This is a genomic window from Flavobacterium haoranii (genome assembly GCF_009363055.1).
GTDB lineage: Bacteria > Bacteroidota > Bacteroidia > Flavobacteriales > Flavobacteriaceae > Flavobacterium > Flavobacterium haoranii.
The window spans coordinates 2731863-2748197 of sequence record NZ_CP045292.1; the positions used below are offsets into that span (position 1 = coordinate 2731863).

18 protein-coding genes are annotated in these 16335 nt (G+C 31.0%); 13 read left to right on the plus strand and 5 right to left on the minus strand.

Going from position 1 to position 16335, the window contains the following annotated elements; all coding sequences use genetic code 11:
• Positions 1-149: 149 nt before the first annotated feature.
• Both GCU34_RS12855 and GCU34_RS12860 read left to right on the plus strand, forming a co-directional pair.
• A complete protein-coding gene (locus tag GCU34_RS12855) occupies positions 150-728 on the plus strand; it encodes a zinc-dependent peptidase (protein ID WP_394367532.1) in 579 nt (192 codons plus the stop codon).
• Between the two features lie 90 nt (positions 729-818).
• Complete coding sequence (locus GCU34_RS12860; RefSeq protein ID WP_072781371.1) at positions 819-1241, plus strand: CBS domain-containing protein; 423 nt, start codon at positions 819-821, stop codon at positions 1239-1241.
• Positions 1242-1268: 27 nt separating this feature from the next.
• On the opposite strand, the gene rpe is transcribed toward GCU34_RS12860, so the two are convergent.
• The 5 genes from rpe to GCU34_RS12885 all read right to left on the minus strand — a co-directional run bounded on the left by rpe (position 1269) and on the right by GCU34_RS12885 (position 6259).
• Complete coding sequence (rpe, locus tag GCU34_RS12865) at positions 1269-1928, minus strand: ribulose-phosphate 3-epimerase (protein WP_072781369.1); 660 nt, start codon at positions 1926-1928, stop codon at positions 1269-1271.
• Positions 1929-2143: 215 nt separating this feature from the next.
• Entirely contained in the window at positions 2144-3007 is an 864-nt protein-coding gene (locus GCU34_RS12870; protein ID WP_072781367.1) for a sigma-70 family RNA polymerase sigma factor, read from the minus strand.
• A 125-nt stretch (positions 3008-3132) separates the two neighbouring features.
• On the minus strand, positions 3133-5304 hold the full coding sequence (locus tag GCU34_RS12875) for a polyribonucleotide nucleotidyltransferase (protein WP_072781365.1): 2172 nt from the start codon (positions 5302-5304) through the stop codon (positions 3133-3135).
• Positions 5305-5445: 141 nt separating this feature from the next.
• On the minus strand, positions 5446-5715 hold the full coding sequence (gene rpsO, locus GCU34_RS12880; protein ID WP_072781362.1) for a 30S ribosomal protein S15: 270 nt from the start codon (positions 5713-5715) through the stop codon (positions 5446-5448).
• A 91-nt stretch (positions 5716-5806) separates the two neighbouring features.
• Positions 5807-6259, minus strand: a complete 453-nt coding sequence (locus GCU34_RS12885; RefSeq protein ID WP_072781359.1) for a GAF domain-containing protein — start codon at positions 6257-6259, stop codon at positions 5807-5809.
• A gap of 71 nt (positions 6260-6330) precedes the next feature.
• On the opposite strand from GCU34_RS12885, the gene xrtF reads away from it, so the two are divergent.
• The 11 genes from xrtF to radC all read left to right on the plus strand — a co-directional run bounded on the left by xrtF (position 6331) and on the right by radC (position 16323).
• The gene (gene xrtF / locus GCU34_RS12890; protein WP_072781357.1) at positions 6331-6888 is read left to right on the plus strand and encodes an exosortase family protein XrtF; all 558 of its coding nucleotides are present in this window, start codon (positions 6331-6333) and stop codon (positions 6886-6888) included.
• Positions 6863-7300, plus strand: a complete 438-nt coding sequence (locus GCU34_RS12895; protein ID WP_072781355.1) for an exosortase F system-associated membrane protein — start codon at positions 6863-6865, stop codon at positions 7298-7300. The genes xrtF and GCU34_RS12895 overlap by 26 nt, the downstream gene beginning before the upstream one ends.
• Positions 7301-7331: 31 nt before the next feature.
• Complete coding sequence (locus tag GCU34_RS12900; protein WP_072781352.1) at positions 7332-8159, plus strand: ATP cone domain-containing protein; 828 nt, start codon at positions 7332-7334, stop codon at positions 8157-8159.
• 2 nt (positions 8160-8161) lie between these two features.
• Positions 8162-9364 carry an MBL fold metallo-hydrolase gene (locus tag GCU34_RS12905; protein ID WP_317162518.1) on the plus strand — a complete coding sequence of 401 codons (1203 nt, stop codon included), beginning with the start codon at positions 8162-8164 and terminating at the stop codon, positions 9362-9364.
• Positions 9365-9402: 38 nt separating this feature from the next.
• Positions 9403-9516, plus strand: coding sequence for an MBL fold metallo-hydrolase RNA specificity domain-containing protein (locus tag GCU34_RS14310; protein ID WP_317162519.1), 114 nt, complete (start codon positions 9403-9405; stop codon positions 9514-9516).
• Between the two features lie 49 nt (positions 9517-9565).
• Positions 9566-9967 carry an HYC_CC_PP family protein gene (locus GCU34_RS12910; protein WP_072781347.1) on the plus strand — a complete coding sequence of 134 codons (402 nt, stop codon included), beginning with the start codon at positions 9566-9568 and terminating at the stop codon, positions 9965-9967.
• Between the two features lie 51 nt (positions 9968-10018).
• Entirely contained in the window at positions 10019-12259 is a 2241-nt protein-coding gene (locus tag GCU34_RS12915) for a TonB-dependent receptor (RefSeq protein ID WP_084656793.1), read from the plus strand.
• 18 nt (positions 12260-12277) lie between these two features.
• Entirely contained in the window at positions 12278-12616 is a 339-nt protein-coding gene (locus tag GCU34_RS12920; protein WP_143146164.1) for a heavy-metal-associated domain-containing protein, read from the plus strand.
• A gap of 104 nt (positions 12617-12720) precedes the next feature.
• Complete coding sequence (locus tag GCU34_RS12925; protein WP_227658688.1) at positions 12721-13365, plus strand: tetratricopeptide repeat protein; 645 nt, start codon at positions 12721-12723, stop codon at positions 13363-13365.
• A gap of 65 nt (positions 13366-13430) precedes the next feature.
• Positions 13431-14786, plus strand: coding sequence for a UDP-N-acetylmuramate--L-alanine ligase (locus tag GCU34_RS12930; protein ID WP_072781340.1), 1356 nt, complete (start codon positions 13431-13433; stop codon positions 14784-14786).
• Between the two features lie 853 nt (positions 14787-15639).
• Entirely contained in the window at positions 15640-16323 is a 684-nt protein-coding gene (radC, locus tag GCU34_RS12935) for a RadC family protein (RefSeq protein ID WP_072781338.1), read from the plus strand.
• Positions 16324-16335 lie beyond the last annotated feature (12 nt).

The window sequence follows — 16335 nt, forward strand, 5'->3', positions numbered from 1 at the left end:
AGTTTATGCTTTCTTTTTTCGTAAACCTATTTACGTACATTTTTACCCTTTTCCAAAAAGCTGAGTTTACATCAACTACAAATTTTAAACAATCAGTTTGAATTTTATCAAAAATTAGATCCAAAAATAAAAGATATTTCGAGCATAGAGTGGCTACTTTCATAGATAAATATCCATTTTACGGAAAAGAAAGTTTAATAATTACAGATGAAATGAAAGTATTAATTTCCGCTACGGCAATTATGTTAACCTTTGGAATGCGTAATTATTTATTTGATGTCATTGACAAGGTTATTGTCTTTCCTGATATTTATTATTCAAGTATGAATGACAACTATCACAAAGGAGAATTTAATCCATTAATGAGTGTTATCGTTTTTTCTTGGAAACATTTTTTAGAAGGTTACGAAATATCAAATGATAATTTAAATTTAGGTTTACATGAATTTGGACATGTCATTCATTATCAAGGACTAAAAAACACAGATACTTCAGCTACTATCTTTGCAGTTACTTATGACGAAATTATGGAGCAAGTAAAGCATCCGCCAAATTTAAAAAGACTTAGAGATTCTAGCTATTTTAGAAATTATGCCTATACAAACGAATTTGAATTTATAGCAGTTATTCTAGAACATTTCTTCGAATCTCCCGAACAGTTTCAATCTGAATTTCCTCAACTCTATGAAAAAGTTAAGGTTATGATTAATTTTCACGACTTTTCATAATATACAAAAAAAACAGTATTTAATCAATGATTTATATTGTTTTTTTTATTTTTTTACTTCGTAAATTTGTGATAATCAAATATCTAAGTTATGAAACAGCGTGTTCCAATTTCGACAATTATGACCAAGAATGTTGTAAAGCTTAATACATCAGACGATTTAACTAAAGCGGAACAATTATTCAAAAAGCATCATATAAGACATATTCCTGTTGTTAATGGAAATAAAATAATAGGAATGTTAAGTTACACAGATTTGCTGCGAATTTCGTTTGCAGATGCAGTAGATGACGACGATTCAGAAGTTATAGATACTACTGTTTATAACATGTTTACAGTGGAACAAGTTATGGCTAAAAATTTGGTTAAAGTTTCTCCTGATAATACAATTAAAGAAACAGCTGAAATACTTTCTAAAAAAGAATTTCACGCATTACCAGTTTGCGAAGATGATTTGCTTGTTGGTATCGTAACGACTACTGATTTAATAAAATATTTAATAGATCAATATTAATAAAAAAGCTCCTAGATGGAGCTTTTCTTATTTTGTAATTTCTTTTAAGTTTTTAATGGTTTCAATTGGATTTTCAGAATTGAAAACAAAACTTCCAGCAACTAAAACATCAGCGCCAGCATCTACAAGTTGTTTTGCATTTTTGCTAGTTACTCCGCCATCAATTTCAATTAATGTAGGCGCATTTTTTTCTGCTATAAGTTGTTTCAGTTTTTTTACTTTGTTGTAAGTGTTTTCAATAAATGATTGGCCTCCAAAACCTGGGTTAACGCTCATAATACAAACTAAATCAATATCTTGAATAACATCTTCAAGTAAGTTAATGTTGGTATGAGGATTTATAGCAACTCCAGCTTTCATACCTTCGGCTTTTATAGCTTGTAAAGTTCTGTGTAAATGTGTACAAGCTTCATAATGTACAGTTAAAACATTTGCACCCAACTTTTTAAAAGTAGAAATATAACGGTCAGGATCAACAATCATTAAGTGAACATCAATAATTTTTTTTGCATGCTTGTTAATTGCATCTAAAACTGGCATTCCGAAAGAAATATTAGGAACAAAAACGCCATCCATAATATCAATATGGAACCAATCGGCCTCACTTTGATTAATCATTTCAATATCGCGTTGTAAGTTTGCAAAATCTGCTGCTAAAACAGAAGGAGCAATAAGTGTGTTTTTCATGTTATAGTTAGTGTTGTTTATTTGAGATTTCAAAATTCGTTGTTCTACATTGAATGTTCAATCTTTTTGCAAATGTACAAATTATACACTTTTGTTTTTGGAATTTTGAATTTTCAAGTTTAAAAAAACAAAACCTCGGTAATCAGCCGAGGTTTCAATCATCAATCAAAAAACGAACAGTCATGATTAGACCGTTGTTATCGTAATTAGGATTATTATCCTAAATATGTTTTTAAAATTTTACTTCTAGAAGTGTGTTTTAATCTGCGAATTGCTTTTTCTTTAATTTGGCGAACACGTTCACGCGTTAAATCGAAAGTTTCTCCTATTTCTTCAAGAGTCATTGGATGTTGATCACCTAATCCAAAATATAAACGAATAACATCAGCTTCTCTTGGAGTTAATGTTTCTAAAGCTCTTTCAATCTCAGTTTGTAAAGACTCGTGAATTAATTCTCTATCAGGATTTGGAGATTCTCCAGAACGTAATACGTCATATAAGTTAGAATCTTCACCTTCAACTAAAGGTGCATCCATTGATAAATGACGACCAGAATTTTTCATAGATTCTTTAACGTCATTAACTGTCATGTCTAATTCTTTTGCAATTTCTTCGGCAGAAGGAGCACGTTCACTAGATTGTTCTAACAACGCGTACATTTTATTGATCTTGTTGATAGAACCAATTTTATTTAGTGGTAAACGTACAATACGAGATTGTTCTGCTAAAGCTTGTAAGATAGATTGACGAATCCACCATACAGCATATGAAATAAATTTAAAACCACGAGTTTCATCAAAACGCTGAGCCGCTTTAATTAATCCTAAGTTTCCTTCGTTAATTAAATCGGGTAATGTTAATCCTTGGTTTTGATATTGTTTAGCAACCGAAACTACGAAACGTAAATTAGCTTTAGTTAATTTTTCTAAAGCTCTTTGATCGCCTGCTTTAATTCTTTGTGCTAATTCTACCTCTTCATCTGCAGTAATTAAATCAACTTTACCAATTTCTTGTAGGTATTTGTCTAAGGAAGCAGTTTCACGATTAGTTACCTGCTTAGTAATTTTGAGCTGTCTCATTTAATTTGTCCCTCTAATTTAATTCTTATACGTAAGTAGAAACTAAAAAGTTACAAAAAATATAAAAAAATAAAAAAAGCTCTCATAAAAATGAGAGCTTTAATATTTGAATTAATATATGAAAATTAACCTTGAGGATTTTCTTTATTTTCTTGAGGTTTTTTATCCTCTCTAGGTGGTCTTGGTAATAATTGTTTTCTAGAAACCTTTTCTTTTCTAGTTTTAGGATCAACTCCTAAATATTTTACCATAAATACATCACCCATATTAACTACGTCGCTTGGTTTTTCTGTTCTTTCCCAAGCTAATTCAGATACGTGTAATAAAACTTCTTGACCAGGCGCTCTTGTATATTCTACAACTGCTCCAAAATCTAACATTTTAACAACTTTTACTTCGTATGCTTCACCAACTTCAGGTTTGAAAATCATAGCTTCAATTTTTGCTAACACAGCATCAATACCCGCTTGATTTGTTCCTAAAATTTCTACAATACCTCGATCTCCATCTTCGTTAAGAACAATTGTAGTTTCAGTATTTTTTTGTAATTCTTGAATATTTTTTCCACCAGGACCAATGAAAGCACCAATCATACTAGCAGGAATAGAACTCATTACAATCTTAGGAGCTTTAGGTTTTACATTTGCATTTGGTTTTGCAATTGTTTCAGTTATTTTACCTAGTATGTGTAAACGACCATCACGAGCTTGAGCTAAAGCTTGCTCCATAATATCGTAACGTAATCCTTCGATTTTGATATCCATTTGACATGCTGTAATACCGTCAGCAGTACCAGTTACTTTAAAGTCCATATCACCTAAATGATCTTCGTCTCCTAAAATATCTGATAATACAGCGAACTTATCACCATCTGTAATTAATCCCATAGCAATACCAGAAACTGGTTTTACCATTTGAACTCCAGCGTCCATTAAGGCTAATGTTCCAGAACAAACAGTAGCCATTGAAGAAGAACCGTTTGATTCTAATACTTCAGATACTATACGAATTGTATAAGGACAATCTGCAGGAATCATGTTTTTAAGTGCACGTTGCGCTAAGTTTCCGTGTCCCACTTCTCTTCTTGAAGTTCCTCTTAATGGTTTTGCTTCACCTGTTGAGAATGGAGGGAAATTATAATGTAAATAGAATTTTTCTTCACCTTGTTCAGATGGTAAATCAATTACGTTAGCTTCTCTTGAAGTACCTAATGTTACTGTAGCTAAAGCTTGAGTTTCCCCACGTGTAAATATTGCTGATCCATGAGCAGAAGGTAAGTAATCAACTTCAGACCAAATTGGACGAATTTCAGTTGTTTTTCTACCATCTAAACGAATTCCTTTTTCAAGAATTACATTACGAACAGCTTCTTTTTGTACTTTATAGTTGTATTTTGAAACAAGTTCTGCTAAATTTTCATTTTCAGCATATTCTTCTTCAGTATACAAAGCTTTTACTTCTTCTTTTACTTCTGCAAATTTTTCTCCTCTTTCTTGTTTAGAAGAAGCTTCTTGAGCAATTGCATAATATTTATCGTAAGCTGCAGCTTTTACTTTTGCTTTTACAGTTTCGTCTTCTAATTCGCCTTCATATTCGCGATAAGCTGGTGAACCTAAAGCGGCTCTTAATTTTTCTTGAGCTACAATTTGTACTTTAATAGCTTCGTGGGCAAATTTAATTGCTTCTACCATTTCAGCTTCTGAAATTTCTTTCATTTCACCTTCTACCATACAAACTGAATCTTTAGAAGCGCCAATCATCATATCGATGTCTGATTGCTCTAATTGTTCGCGACTAGGGTTAACGATTAATTGACCGTTTACTCTACCTACACGAACTTCAGAAATAAGATTGTAAAAAGGAATGTCTGAAACAGCTAATGCAGCAGATGCAGCTAAACCAGCTAATGCATCAGGCATAACATTATCGTCATGAGACATTAATTGAATCATAACTTGTGTTTCTGCATGATAATCATCTGGGAATAATGGGCGTAAAACACGGTCCACTAAACGCATAGTTAAAATTTCTTGGTCACTTGGGCGTGCTTCTCTTTTGAAAAAACCACCTGGGAAACGACCTGCAGCAGCAAATTTCTCACGGTAGTCTACCGTTAATGGAAGGAAATCTACTCCTGGATTGGCAGTACGGGCAGATACTGCGGTTGCTAAAAGCATGGCATCGCCCATACGAACCACGACAGAACCGTCTGCTTGTTTGGCTAACTTACCTGTTTCGATAGAGATAGATCTTCCATCTCCTAAATCGATAATTTCTTGGGTTACTTTAGGAATCATAAATTTGAATTCTTAATTAAACAAAGGGTTTAGTTGCGTTGTTGTGTGTGTTGTTGTTAGTTGTTTGAAACCCAATGAAAAACCAAACTTTTTTCTGTCTTTTTTTGTAAACAAAAAGGGGCGCAAAGCCCCTTTAGTTGATTATTTTCTAATACCTAATTCTTTAATAATCTCACGATATCTGTTGATATCCTTGTTTTTTAAGTAGTCTAAAAGACTTTTTCTTTTACCTACTAATTTTACTAACGAACGCTCAGTGTTATAATCGTGACGATTTTGTTTTAAGTGTTGCGTTAAGTGGTTAATTCTGAAAGTAAATAATGCAATTTGTCCTTCAGCAGAACCTGTGTTTTCAGCTTTTCCTCCGTGTTTTGCGAAGATTTCAGCTTTAGTTTCTTTAGTTAAATACATGCCAATATTGTTTAATAATTTTTATGTAGATTGAGATTTTCTCAACATGGGTGCAAAGATAAGTTTATTTTTGTATTATACAAACTAGTTTCTAAAATAACTTCGCAACTTCTTCATTTACAAACTCTAAAAAGCGTTCGTCGGCTTCAGTAAATGGATCAATTTCATGAGAATCTATATCTATTTGTCCAATATTTTTGCCATTTACGAACAAAGGAATAACAATTTCTGATTTTACTGTAAAACTACATGCAATGTAATTGTCTTGAGTTTTTACATCACGAACTACAAAATTTTGGTTCGATTCTGCAACTTGACCGCAAATTCCTTTCCCAAATGGAATCACTGTATGATCAGTTTCTGCTCCAACATATGGGCCTAAATGCAATGTCTTGGTGTCGTGGTTTGCAAAATAGAAACCCACCCAGTTGTAATAACTAATTTCTTTGTTTAATAATTTACAAATTTCTAGTAGTTTTTCATCTCTTTCCAAGTTAGATGAAACTATTGATTGTATTTCTGGTTTTAAATTTTCGAAGCTCATGTTCTTTTTTTTGCAAAAATATTTATATTGCAATAATGTTAATTATATTTTTTTGTTAAAAATTCTCTCTTTTGAAAGCTGTTATAAACCAACATAAACCTTTTTTTGTTTTTTTATTTAAGTTTTTGGCCTTTTACATAATTTTTGCATTGGCTTATAAAGTTTATTTAAATCAATATGATGTTTCTAAATTTGAAGTAGATTTTATTTCTGAAAAAGTTAGTTACCAAACTGTAGCGTTTCTAAATTTTTTTGGAGGTGAAGCGCAAGCATTTCATCACGACTTTGAACCATCTATGAAATTAATTTTCAATGGTAAATATTCGTCTCGAATAATAGAAGGTTGTAATGCTGTTAGTGTAATCATTTTATTTTCGGCTTTTGTTTTTGCATTTTCTAATAAATTTAAAAGAGCATTATTATATATAGTTATAGGATCAGTAATTATTTATGCATTAAATATTGTTAGAATTGCGTTACTTACTTATGCATTATTTTACTATCCACAATATGAAGAATTATTGCACGGAACAGTTTTTCCATTATTCATTTATGGAGTAGTTTTTATTTTATGGGTTTTATGGGTTACTAAATTTTCGGGATATGGTAAAATGGCTATTGAGAAATAAAGTAAAATTAGGTTTAGTTACTTTACTAGTTTTTTTACTTGTGTTGATTCGATTTTTTGAATCGGCATTATTTTACGATCCTTTTTTATCATTCTTTAAGTCAGAATTTCAAAATGAGGTCTTACCAGAATACACGACTTGGAAACTTTATTTAAATTTATTTTTTAGGTATACTTTAAATTCGGCAATTTCTATTGCTATAATTCATGTTTTATTCGCAAATATGCAATTAACAAAATTGTCATTTTGGTTATACATTATATTCTTTTTAGGGTTAATTATTCTTTTTGCTATTGAGCTAAATTTTTATCAAGATTATATGCTTATGTTTTACACAAGAAGATTTATTATTCAACCCATTTTCTTAATTCTATTTATTCCAGCCTTTTATTATCAAAAATTGAATCGATAATTTTCGTAAATTAGTGTTATAGTTTTATAACATGAAAATTAAAAAACAAACGGGTGAGTGGGTTAATTTTGATAGACAAAAATTAATTAGATCATTGCAAAGTGCTGGAGCCAATTTAGATTTAGCTAATGCAATAGTTTCTGAAATTGAACCAAAAATCCATGACGGAGCAACATCAAAACAAATTTTTAAGTTGGCTTTTCAAAAACTTAGAACAAAATCCAACTCTAATGCTGCTCGATATAATTTAAAGAAAGGAATTCAATTTTTAGGTCCGGCCGGATTTTACTTTGAGAAGTACATCGCCAGAATATTTGAATTGCAAGGTTATAAAGCTAAAACGAATTTAATTGTAGAAGGAAAATGTGTTTCGCATGAACTCGATGTAATTATTCAAAAGGAAATGCATCTAGCAATGGTAGAATGTAAATTTCACGGCAGTCAAGAAACTAAAACTGATGTAAAAGTTCCGATGTATATTTTATCGAGATTTAACGATTTAAAGAATACAGATTTTAATTTTTTTTCGTCGAATCAACAATTTACAAAATGCTGGATTGTAACCAATAATAAGTTTACCGAAGATGCTGTAAAATTTGGAATTTGTAGCGGTTTAAATTTATTAAGTTGGAACTACCCAGAGAACAATAGTTTAAAAGATATTATTACACATTACCGAGTTTTTCCAATAACTTGTTTAACAACAATAACTCAAGCGGAAAAAGAAATTCTTCTTATTGAAGATATTTTAACAGTTTACGATTTTATTCATTTTGGAAAAAGTAAAACGAATTTAAAACTGAGTCAAAATAGATTGAAAAAAGTATTAAATGAATGTCACCAACTTTTAAATAACTAGGTATGAAAATTTACTTTTTTGGAGGAACAGAAACCGTTACAGGTTCTAAAACATTAATAGAATCCGATGAAATTAATGTAATGATAGATTGTGGCTTGTTCCAAGGCCTTAAAGAATTACGATTGTTAAATAGAGAACCATTACCATTTGATGTTAGTTTAATCGATTTTGTGATTCTTACGCACGGACATTTAGATCATTGCGGTTGGTTACCATTATTAGTAAAATATGGCTTTGAAGGAAAAATATTTTGTACAGCTCCAACGAAGGAAATTACCAAGTTGATTTTATTAGATAGTGCTAAAATTCAGGAAGAAGAAGCCGAAAGAGCAAATAACGAGCATTATTCTAAACATGATCCTGCCGAACCTTTATATACAGTTGCCGATGCAGAAAAAGTATTTCCGTTATTAAAATCGGTTAATCCTAATGAGGAAATTAAGTTGTCCGATTCTGTTTCGTTCAATTTCTTTTATGCATCACACATTTTAGGAGCTTGTTCTATTTCGTTAAGTATCGAAGATAAAAAACTTGTTTTTTCTGGAGATGTTGGTCAAGATGATGATGTATTGTTATTTCCGCCAATAAAACCAAAACAAGCTGATTATATTTTCTTAGAAAGTACATATGGAAATAGAGTTCATCCTGAAAACAAATCATTACAAGATTTAGAATTATTCATTAACAATACTTTTAAGCGAGGTGGAAATGTTATCATTCCAAGTTTTGCTGTGGAACGTGTACAAACAATGATGTATTTGCTTTGGCAACTTAAAAAAGTAGGTAGAATTCCAAATATTCCTTATATAATTGATACACCAATGGGAATTGATGTACTGCATTTGTTTCTTGAGAATACCAAGTGGCATCGATTAACGCCTCATGAATGTGAAGAAATGTGTAGAATGTTTACGTTAATTTCTGATTATAAAGACACCATTGAAGCGATTTATAACAAACGACCAAAAGTTGTGATTGCTGCAAGTGGAATGGTAACTGGAGGAAGAGTTTTGTCTTATTTAGAACGTTACATTGATAAGCCTGAAAATACAGTTTTATTAGTAGGTTATCAAGCTGAAGGAACACGAGGAAGAAGATTGCTAGAAGGTGAGCCAGAAATTAAAATGTATGGAAAATATTATCAAGTTAAAGCTTCCGTTTTTTTAATTGAAGGATTATCGGCTCATGGCGATCAAAAGATTTAATTAATTGGTTGTCCGATTTAGATGAAAAACCTCAAAAAATGTTTTTAGTTCATGGTGAAAAAGAAGCATCAAAAGGTTTAAAACAAAAGATTGAAGAAGTTTATAATTACGAATGTTTAATTCCCGCTTTAAACCAAGTAATTGAAATTTAGGAAATTTTAACGCTTTATAATTTTCAGTTTATTAACTTTGCATTTCGTAATGAACAAGATAACAGGTTTCATATTATCCTTTTTTATATTGATTTCCAATTTAGGATTGGCAGTCAATATTCATTATTGTCATGATAAAGTTGCTTCAATAACTCTTGGTTATCCAGAAGGAGATTCTTGTAATGATGATGAAGGAACTTGTTGTGCAAAAGCCGAAAGTCATAAAAAATGTTGTTCAGAGACTTCGATAAAAACTGAAAAAAAATCGGATAATCTTGTTGTAAAATCGCTAAGTTTAGATTTGCAGCAGTTTGTTGTTGCGCAAGAATTCGATTTTAATTTTCAAAAACAAACAGTTTCAATTGATAACCAAAAATTAATTGAAAACTACTGCGAATCTAATTCGCCGCCACTTTATAAATTATACTGCCAACTCGTTTTTTACGCATAATTTTTTAATGTACTCAGAGTAAAATCTTATTGAACATTAAAAAAATTATTTATGAAACATACACTAAGTGTGTTGCTATTTTTTATGGTATTTTTTGCAAATGCTCAAGATATTATAAAAGGAAAAGTAGTAGACACTAACAACCAACCTTTATTAGGTGCCAATGTTTTTTGGCAAAACACATCTATAGGCGCATCAACTGATGTAAACGGAGAATTTAGTATTTCTAAAACCGACTTAACCAATAGTTTGTTGGTGAGTTATATAGGGTTTAAAACTCAAAAAGTAGAAATTTTAAATTCGGAATTTGTAACTGTAGTTTTAGAAGAAGTTACGAATTTGAATGAAGTAACCGTTACTAAAACTCAAAAAAGTACAGAACATTCTTTAATACAAGCAACGAATGTTCAAAAAATGGGAAGCAAAGAGTTGTTAAAAGCAGCTTGTTGTAATCTTTCGGAAAGTTTTAGTACAAATCCTTCCATCGATGTAAATTTCTCGGATGCTGTAACAGGGAATCGCCAAATTAAAATGTTAGGATTAACAAGTCCATATATTTTAATTGCAGAAGAAAATATTCCTTCTGTTCGAGGCGCTTCTCAAGCTTACGGATTGTCTTATATTCCAGGTACTTGGGTAGAAAGTATTCAAATTACAAAAGGAGCAGGAAGTGTAATTAATGGTTACGAAAGTATTTCGGGTCAAATTAATTACGAATTGTTAAAACCAGCTAACGATATTCCTTTCTTTTTAAATGCTTATGGCTCTCAAGATGGGCGTTTTGAATTGAATACGCATTTCAATCAAAAATATTCCGATAAGTTGAGTTCTTCATTATTTGTGCATGGAAATACACGCCAATTTAAAAATGATATGAATGATGATGGATTTTTAGATAATCCGATTGGAAAACAAATCAATATTTTAAATCGTTGGCAATATAATGATGTTGAAAAAGGCTGGGTCAGTTTTTTAAACGTGCGTTATATGAAAGACGAAAAACAAGCCGGACAAGTAGATTTTGATCCAGATACTGATAAATTTACTACGAATGCTTGGGGAAGTGAAGTAAATACTGAAAAAATAGAAATTTCAAATAAAACAGGTTATGTTTTTCCAGATGAACCGTATAAAAGTTTCGGACTTCAAAATTCATTTCAATCGCACAAACAAGATTCTTATTTTGGCTTTAATCAATATGATGTTCATCAAAAAAGTTGGTATTCTAACCTAATTTATAATTCAATTATTAGCAATACAAAAAATAAATTCGCAACAGGTTTAAATTTTACTTACGATGATTATAATGAATTTGTGGCGGTTAATTTTGCCCAAGATTTTTCAAGAATCGATAATTCCGTTGGAGCATTTTTTGAATTTACTTATGATAATTTAGACAATCTAAGTGTTGTTGCTGGAATTCGATTGGATAATCATAATAGATTAGGAACATTTGTAACACCTCGCTTACATATTCGATACAATCCATGGAAAGATGCTGTGTTAAGACTTTCTGCTGGAAGAGGAAAACGCGCGGCTAATATTTTTGCTGAAAACCAACAATTATTTGCATCAAACCGTCAATTTTCAATTCTTAATAATGATGGAAAGTTATATGGTTTAAATCCTGAAATAGCTTGGAATTACGGTTTAAATTTCATTCAAAAGTTCAAGATATTTGGAGCAGAATCGGAAATTATTTTAGATTATTACAGAACTGATTTTCAAAATCAAGCTATTGTAGATTTAGATGTAAGTCCGCAACAAGTTGTCTTTCATAATTTGGATGGAAAAAGTTATGCAAATAGTTTTCAAGCAGAATTTAGTGTAACACCAATTAAACATTTTACGTTGCGTTCGGCTTATAAATATTATGATGTACAAAGTGATTATTTGGTAGGTAAATTAGAAAGACCATTGCAAGCAAAACATCGTTTCTTTGCAAATGCTGCATTTGAAACACATATTAAAGAAAAAGGACAACAATGGAAATTTGATGCAACATATAACTGGTTAGGAAAACAACGTTTGCCAGATACATCAACAAATTTACCACAATACCAATTAGATGAATATTCATCATCGTTTGGAACATTAAATGCACAAATAACAAGAACATTTTCGAGTACTTTTGAAGTATATATTGGAGGTGAAAACATTACAAATTACAAACAAAATAATGCAATTATTGGAGCTGATAACCCTTTTGGAACATATTTTGATAGTAGTTTAGTATACGGGCCATTATTTGGTCAAATGTATTATGCAGGTTTACGATTTAAAATTAAATAACAATTTAAAACTATAAAAATGAAAAAAATAGTAGCAATTCTATTAATGATGATTTCTTTTGTAACAGTAGCACAAGAGAAAAAAAGTAAAAATAAAAAAGCAGAATTTAAAGTAAACGGGAATTGCGAAATGTGCGAAAAGCGTATTGAGAAAGCCGCTTTTTCGGTTAAAGGAGTTAAAAGTGCTGATTGGCATGTTGATCATCATGACATACACTTAATTTTTGATGAAAATAAATGTTCATTAGCCGATATTAAAAAAGCAATTGCAAAAGCGGGTCACGATACAGAAGAGATTAAAGCAACTGATGAAGATTATGAAAAACTTCACGGTTGTTGTCAATACGAAAGATTATAAATATAAAAAACTCCAACTGATGTTGGAGTTTTTTTATGGAAAGAAAAGTTTTACCTTTGACATCTATGCGAAAAATAATTTTCATTTTTTTAATTTCATTGCAAATGTTTTCCCAATCAAATTTTGAATTGGGCAAGCAATATTTTGCAGATAAAAAATGGGAATTAGCGCAAAGTAATTTCGAAAAAGTTTTGGTTCAAAATCCAAATAATTACCAAGCGATTGAATATTTAGGCGATATTTTTGGTCACCAAAAAAACTGGGATTTAGCGATTGAAAAATATAAAACACTTCGCGATAAATTCCCGCAAAATGCTAATTATTGGTACAAATATGGAGGCGCTTTAGGAATTAAGGCTAAAGAAAGTAATAAGTTTAAAGCACTTTCCTTAATTGATGATGTAGAAGAAGCTTTTCTAAAAGCAGCCAAACTCGACAAAAATCATATTGATACGCGTTGGGCATTGGTAATGTTGTATATTGAATTACCAGCAATTATTGGCGGAAGTGAAAAAAAAGCTCAAAAATATGCTACTGAATTGTTGAATTTGTCTAAAGTAGATGGTTACTTAGCAAAAGGGTATATTGATGTCTATTTTGAACGCTACCAAAGTGCTGAAAAAAATTATACTTTGGCACACAAAATTGGCAATTCAAAAACTACGTTTGAAAAGTTATATGACTTATATTTGAACAAGCTTAAAAACATCGAAAAAGCCAAACAATTAAAAAAAGAATTTAATTCGTGAGAAAAATAAAATGATTGGTATTTAAAAAACTTTTCACTTTTGACTTTTCACTTTTGACTTACAATATGAGAGTACACTTCATAGCAATTGGAGGGGCAGCCATGCACAACTTAGCCTTAGCCCTACACGAAAAAGGATATCAAGTAACCGGAAGCGATGATGCTATTTTTGAACCGTCAAAATCGCGTTTAGATAAAAAAGGTTTGTTGCCCAATGAATTAGGTTGGTTTCCTGAAAGAATTACAGCCGATTTAGATGCGGTAATTTTAGGGATGCACGCTAAAAAAGACAATGCCGAATTGTTACGCGCTCAAGAACTTGGAGTGAAAATTTATTCGTATCCCGAATTTTTATACGAACAATCCAAAGATAAAACGCGAGTTGTTATTGGTGGTTCGCACGGAAAAACGACGATTACTTCCATGATTTTGCACGTGATGAATTATCATGATGTTAAGGTGGATTATATGGTTGGTGCGCAATTAGAAGGTTTTAATACGATGGTACATCTAACTGAAGAAAATGAATTTATCGTTTTAGAAGGTGATGAGTATTTAACATCACCAATCGATTTGCGTCCGAAGTTTCATTTGTACCAACCTAATATTGCATTACTTTCAGGAATTGCTTGGGATCATATCAATGTGTTTCCAACTTTCGAAAACTATGTAGACCAATTTAGAATTTTTACCAATTTGATTACCAAAGGCGGCATTTTGGTGTACAATGAAGAAGATGCAACGGTAAAACAAGTTGCAGAAGAATGCGAAAATCAAATTCGTAAAATTGCGTATCAAACACCAGAATATTCAGTTGAAAATGGAACTACTTTATTGGAAACTCCGGATGGTGCAATGCCAATTGAAGTTTTTGGAGCACACAATTTGAATAATTTGGCAGGAGCCAAATGGATTAGCCAATGTATGGGTGTTGATGAAGCCGAATTCTACGAAGCGATTGCTACTTTTAAAGGAGCGAGCAAACGTTTAGAGAAAATTGCGGAAAGTTCGAATAAAGTAGCGTATAAAGATTTTGCACATTCGCCAAGTAAAGTTTCAGCGACAACAAAAGCCGTAAAAAATCAATATCCTGATAGAAAATTAGTGGCTTGTTTAGAATTACATACGTATAGTAGTTTAAATGCCGAGTTTTTAAAAGAATATCAAGGCGCTTTAGATGCAGCCGATGTTGCTGTTGTTTTCTATTCGCCTGATGCAGTTAAAATCAAACAATTAGAAGAAGTAACCTACGACCAAATTGCGAATTCTTTTGAACGTAACGATTTAATAATTTATACGAATCCAACCGAATTTAAAGATTTCTTATTTAATCAAAATTTAGATAATTCAGCGTTATTGTTAATGAGCTCTGGCAACTACGGCGGATTGAATTTTGATGAAGTAAAGGAGTTGATTCGTTAATGTGTTGATTTGAAAATTTGATAATAAATAAAAAAATCCGAATTTAATTCGGATTTTTTTATTTGTCACATCGAGCGAAGTCGAGATGTCTCATATTATTGTTTAAAGAAAAAGTTTAAATTAGTTTGTTTGCTTTTAATATTGAATAAATTATTGCTGATAAAAAAATGTATGTTAAAATCATCATTTCAAATCTTAATTCAACATTTCTTCTTACAAAAGCATATGGAAGCATAATTAAACCTAGTCCTAAAATAAAAAAGGCAATTTTAGTATCTTCATCTTTGAGTTTTTTAGTTTTTTCTAAATCAATAAACTGGCTATTATTTTTTTCTAGTCCATAAACGTAAGTGAAATTATTTACAATGGTTTCTCTGTTGAGTTTGTATTTATCTGAATTGTCAATCTTAATTCGAATGCTGTCATTTTTATTAATGGATTTTTTAAATAATTCTAAATCAATAGTTTTGTATTCAAAATTCGAAATATGAAAATCCTTTTTGTATTCCTTTGAAGTAATGATAATATGTGCAGGTGTTTTTCCTTGTCTTTCAATAAATTTTGGGCTTTCTTTTAAAGTTAATTGTAATTCTGTGAGATTGCTTTCATTAATTGAATTGTCTTTTTAAAAAAGAATATGGAAAGTATAATAATTGAGATTGAAATGATGAAAATTCCAATTCTGTCTTTTTTTAATTCTTGATTAAAAGAATCAGGCATTTGGTTTTAAACTTTTTTCAAATATAACTTTTTTTCAATTTACAATTATCAAATTATCAAATTTTCAAATCAACACATCATCAAATCCACAAAATTTTCTATTTTTGTTTCTATAAACGCCAAATAAAATTTTATGTACACGCCAATTAATCAGTGGGCCGAAGACGATCGCCCGCGTGAAAAATTTCTGCTTAAAGGAAAATCTTCCTTGTCTGATTCTGAACTTTTAGCCATTCTTATAGGTTCGGGTTCTCGTAACGAGAGCGCCGTGCAATTGTGCCAACGTATTCTAGCGAGTTCACAAAACAATCTCAATCTTCTGGGTAAATTATCCATTCAACAATTGATGAATTTCAAAGGAATTGGCGAAGCCAAAGCGATTTCTATTGCCGCCGCTTTAGAACTAGGAAGAAGAAGGCGCGAAGAGGAAGTAATCGAACTCAAAAAAATAACGTCGAGTAAAGCGGTTTTCGATATCATGCAACCTTTGATTGGAGAATTACCACACGAAGAATTTTGGGTATTGTTTCTCAATAATTCTAATAAGGTCATTTACAAGACACAAATTAGCAAAGGCGGAATTACAGGAACTATTGTCGATATCCGAATTGTGTTTAAATTTGCTTTGGAGCACAATGCGACTTCCATAATTTTATCGCACAATCATCCTTCTGGAAAACTCCAAGCTAGCGAAGCCGATATCCAAATTACTAAGAAAATTAAAGAAGCTGGAAAGAATTTAGATATTCAAGTTTTGGATCATGTAATTATTACTGAAAAGAGTTATTATAGTTTTGTAGATGAAGGAATTTTTTAGAAAGTATTAAGA

Bases quoted from the DNA above. Each gene is read 5' to 3' on its own strand.
- GCU34_RS12860 (WP_072781371.1), top strand. From the start codon at position 819: ATGAAACAGCGTGTTCCAATTTCGACAATTATGACCAAGAATGTTGTA.
- rpe (WP_072781369.1), bottom strand. From the start codon at position 1,928: ATGAAAAACACACTTATTGCTCCTTCTGTTTTAGCAGCAGATTTTGCA.
- GCU34_RS12870 (WP_072781367.1), bottom strand. From the start codon at position 3,007: ATGAGACAGCTCAAAATTACTAAGCAGGTAACTAATCGTGAAACTGCT.
- GCU34_RS12875 (WP_072781365.1), bottom strand. From the start codon at position 5,304: ATGATTCCTAAAGTAACCCAAGAAATTATCGATTTAGGAGATGGAAGA.
- rpsO (WP_072781362.1), bottom strand. From the start codon at position 5,715: ATGTATTTAACTAAAGAAACTAAAGCTGAAATCTTCGCAAAACACGGA.
- GCU34_RS12885 (WP_072781359.1), bottom strand. From the start codon at position 6,259: ATGAGCTTCGAAAATTTAAAACCAGAAATACAATCAATAGTTTCATCT.
- GCU34_RS12895 (WP_072781355.1), top strand. From the start codon at position 6,863: ATGGTAAAATGGCTATTGAGAAATAAAGTAAAATTAGGTTTAGTTACT.
- GCU34_RS12900 (WP_072781352.1), top strand. From the start codon at position 7,332: ATGAAAATTAAAAAACAAACGGGTGAGTGGGTTAATTTTGATAGACAA.
- GCU34_RS12905 (WP_317162518.1), top strand. From the start codon at position 8,162: ATGAAAATTTACTTTTTTGGAGGAACAGAAACCGTTACAGGTTCTAAA.
- GCU34_RS14310 (WP_317162519.1), top strand. From the start codon at position 9,403: ATGTTTTTAGTTCATGGTGAAAAAGAAGCATCAAAAGGTTTAAAACAA.
- GCU34_RS12910 (WP_072781347.1), top strand. From the start codon at position 9,566: ATGAACAAGATAACAGGTTTCATATTATCCTTTTTTATATTGATTTCC.
- GCU34_RS12915 (WP_084656793.1), top strand. From the start codon at position 10,019: ATGAAACATACACTAAGTGTGTTGCTATTTTTTATGGTATTTTTTGCA.
- GCU34_RS12920 (WP_143146164.1), top strand. From the start codon at position 12,278: ATGAAAAAAATAGTAGCAATTCTATTAATGATGATTTCTTTTGTAACA.
- GCU34_RS12925 (WP_227658688.1), top strand. From the start codon at position 12,721: ATGTTTTCCCAATCAAATTTTGAATTGGGCAAGCAATATTTTGCAGAT.
- GCU34_RS12930 (WP_072781340.1), top strand. From the start codon at position 13,431: ATGAGAGTACACTTCATAGCAATTGGAGGGGCAGCCATGCACAACTTA.
- radC (WP_072781338.1), top strand. From the start codon at position 15,640: ATGTACACGCCAATTAATCAGTGGGCCGAAGACGATCGCCCGCGTGAA.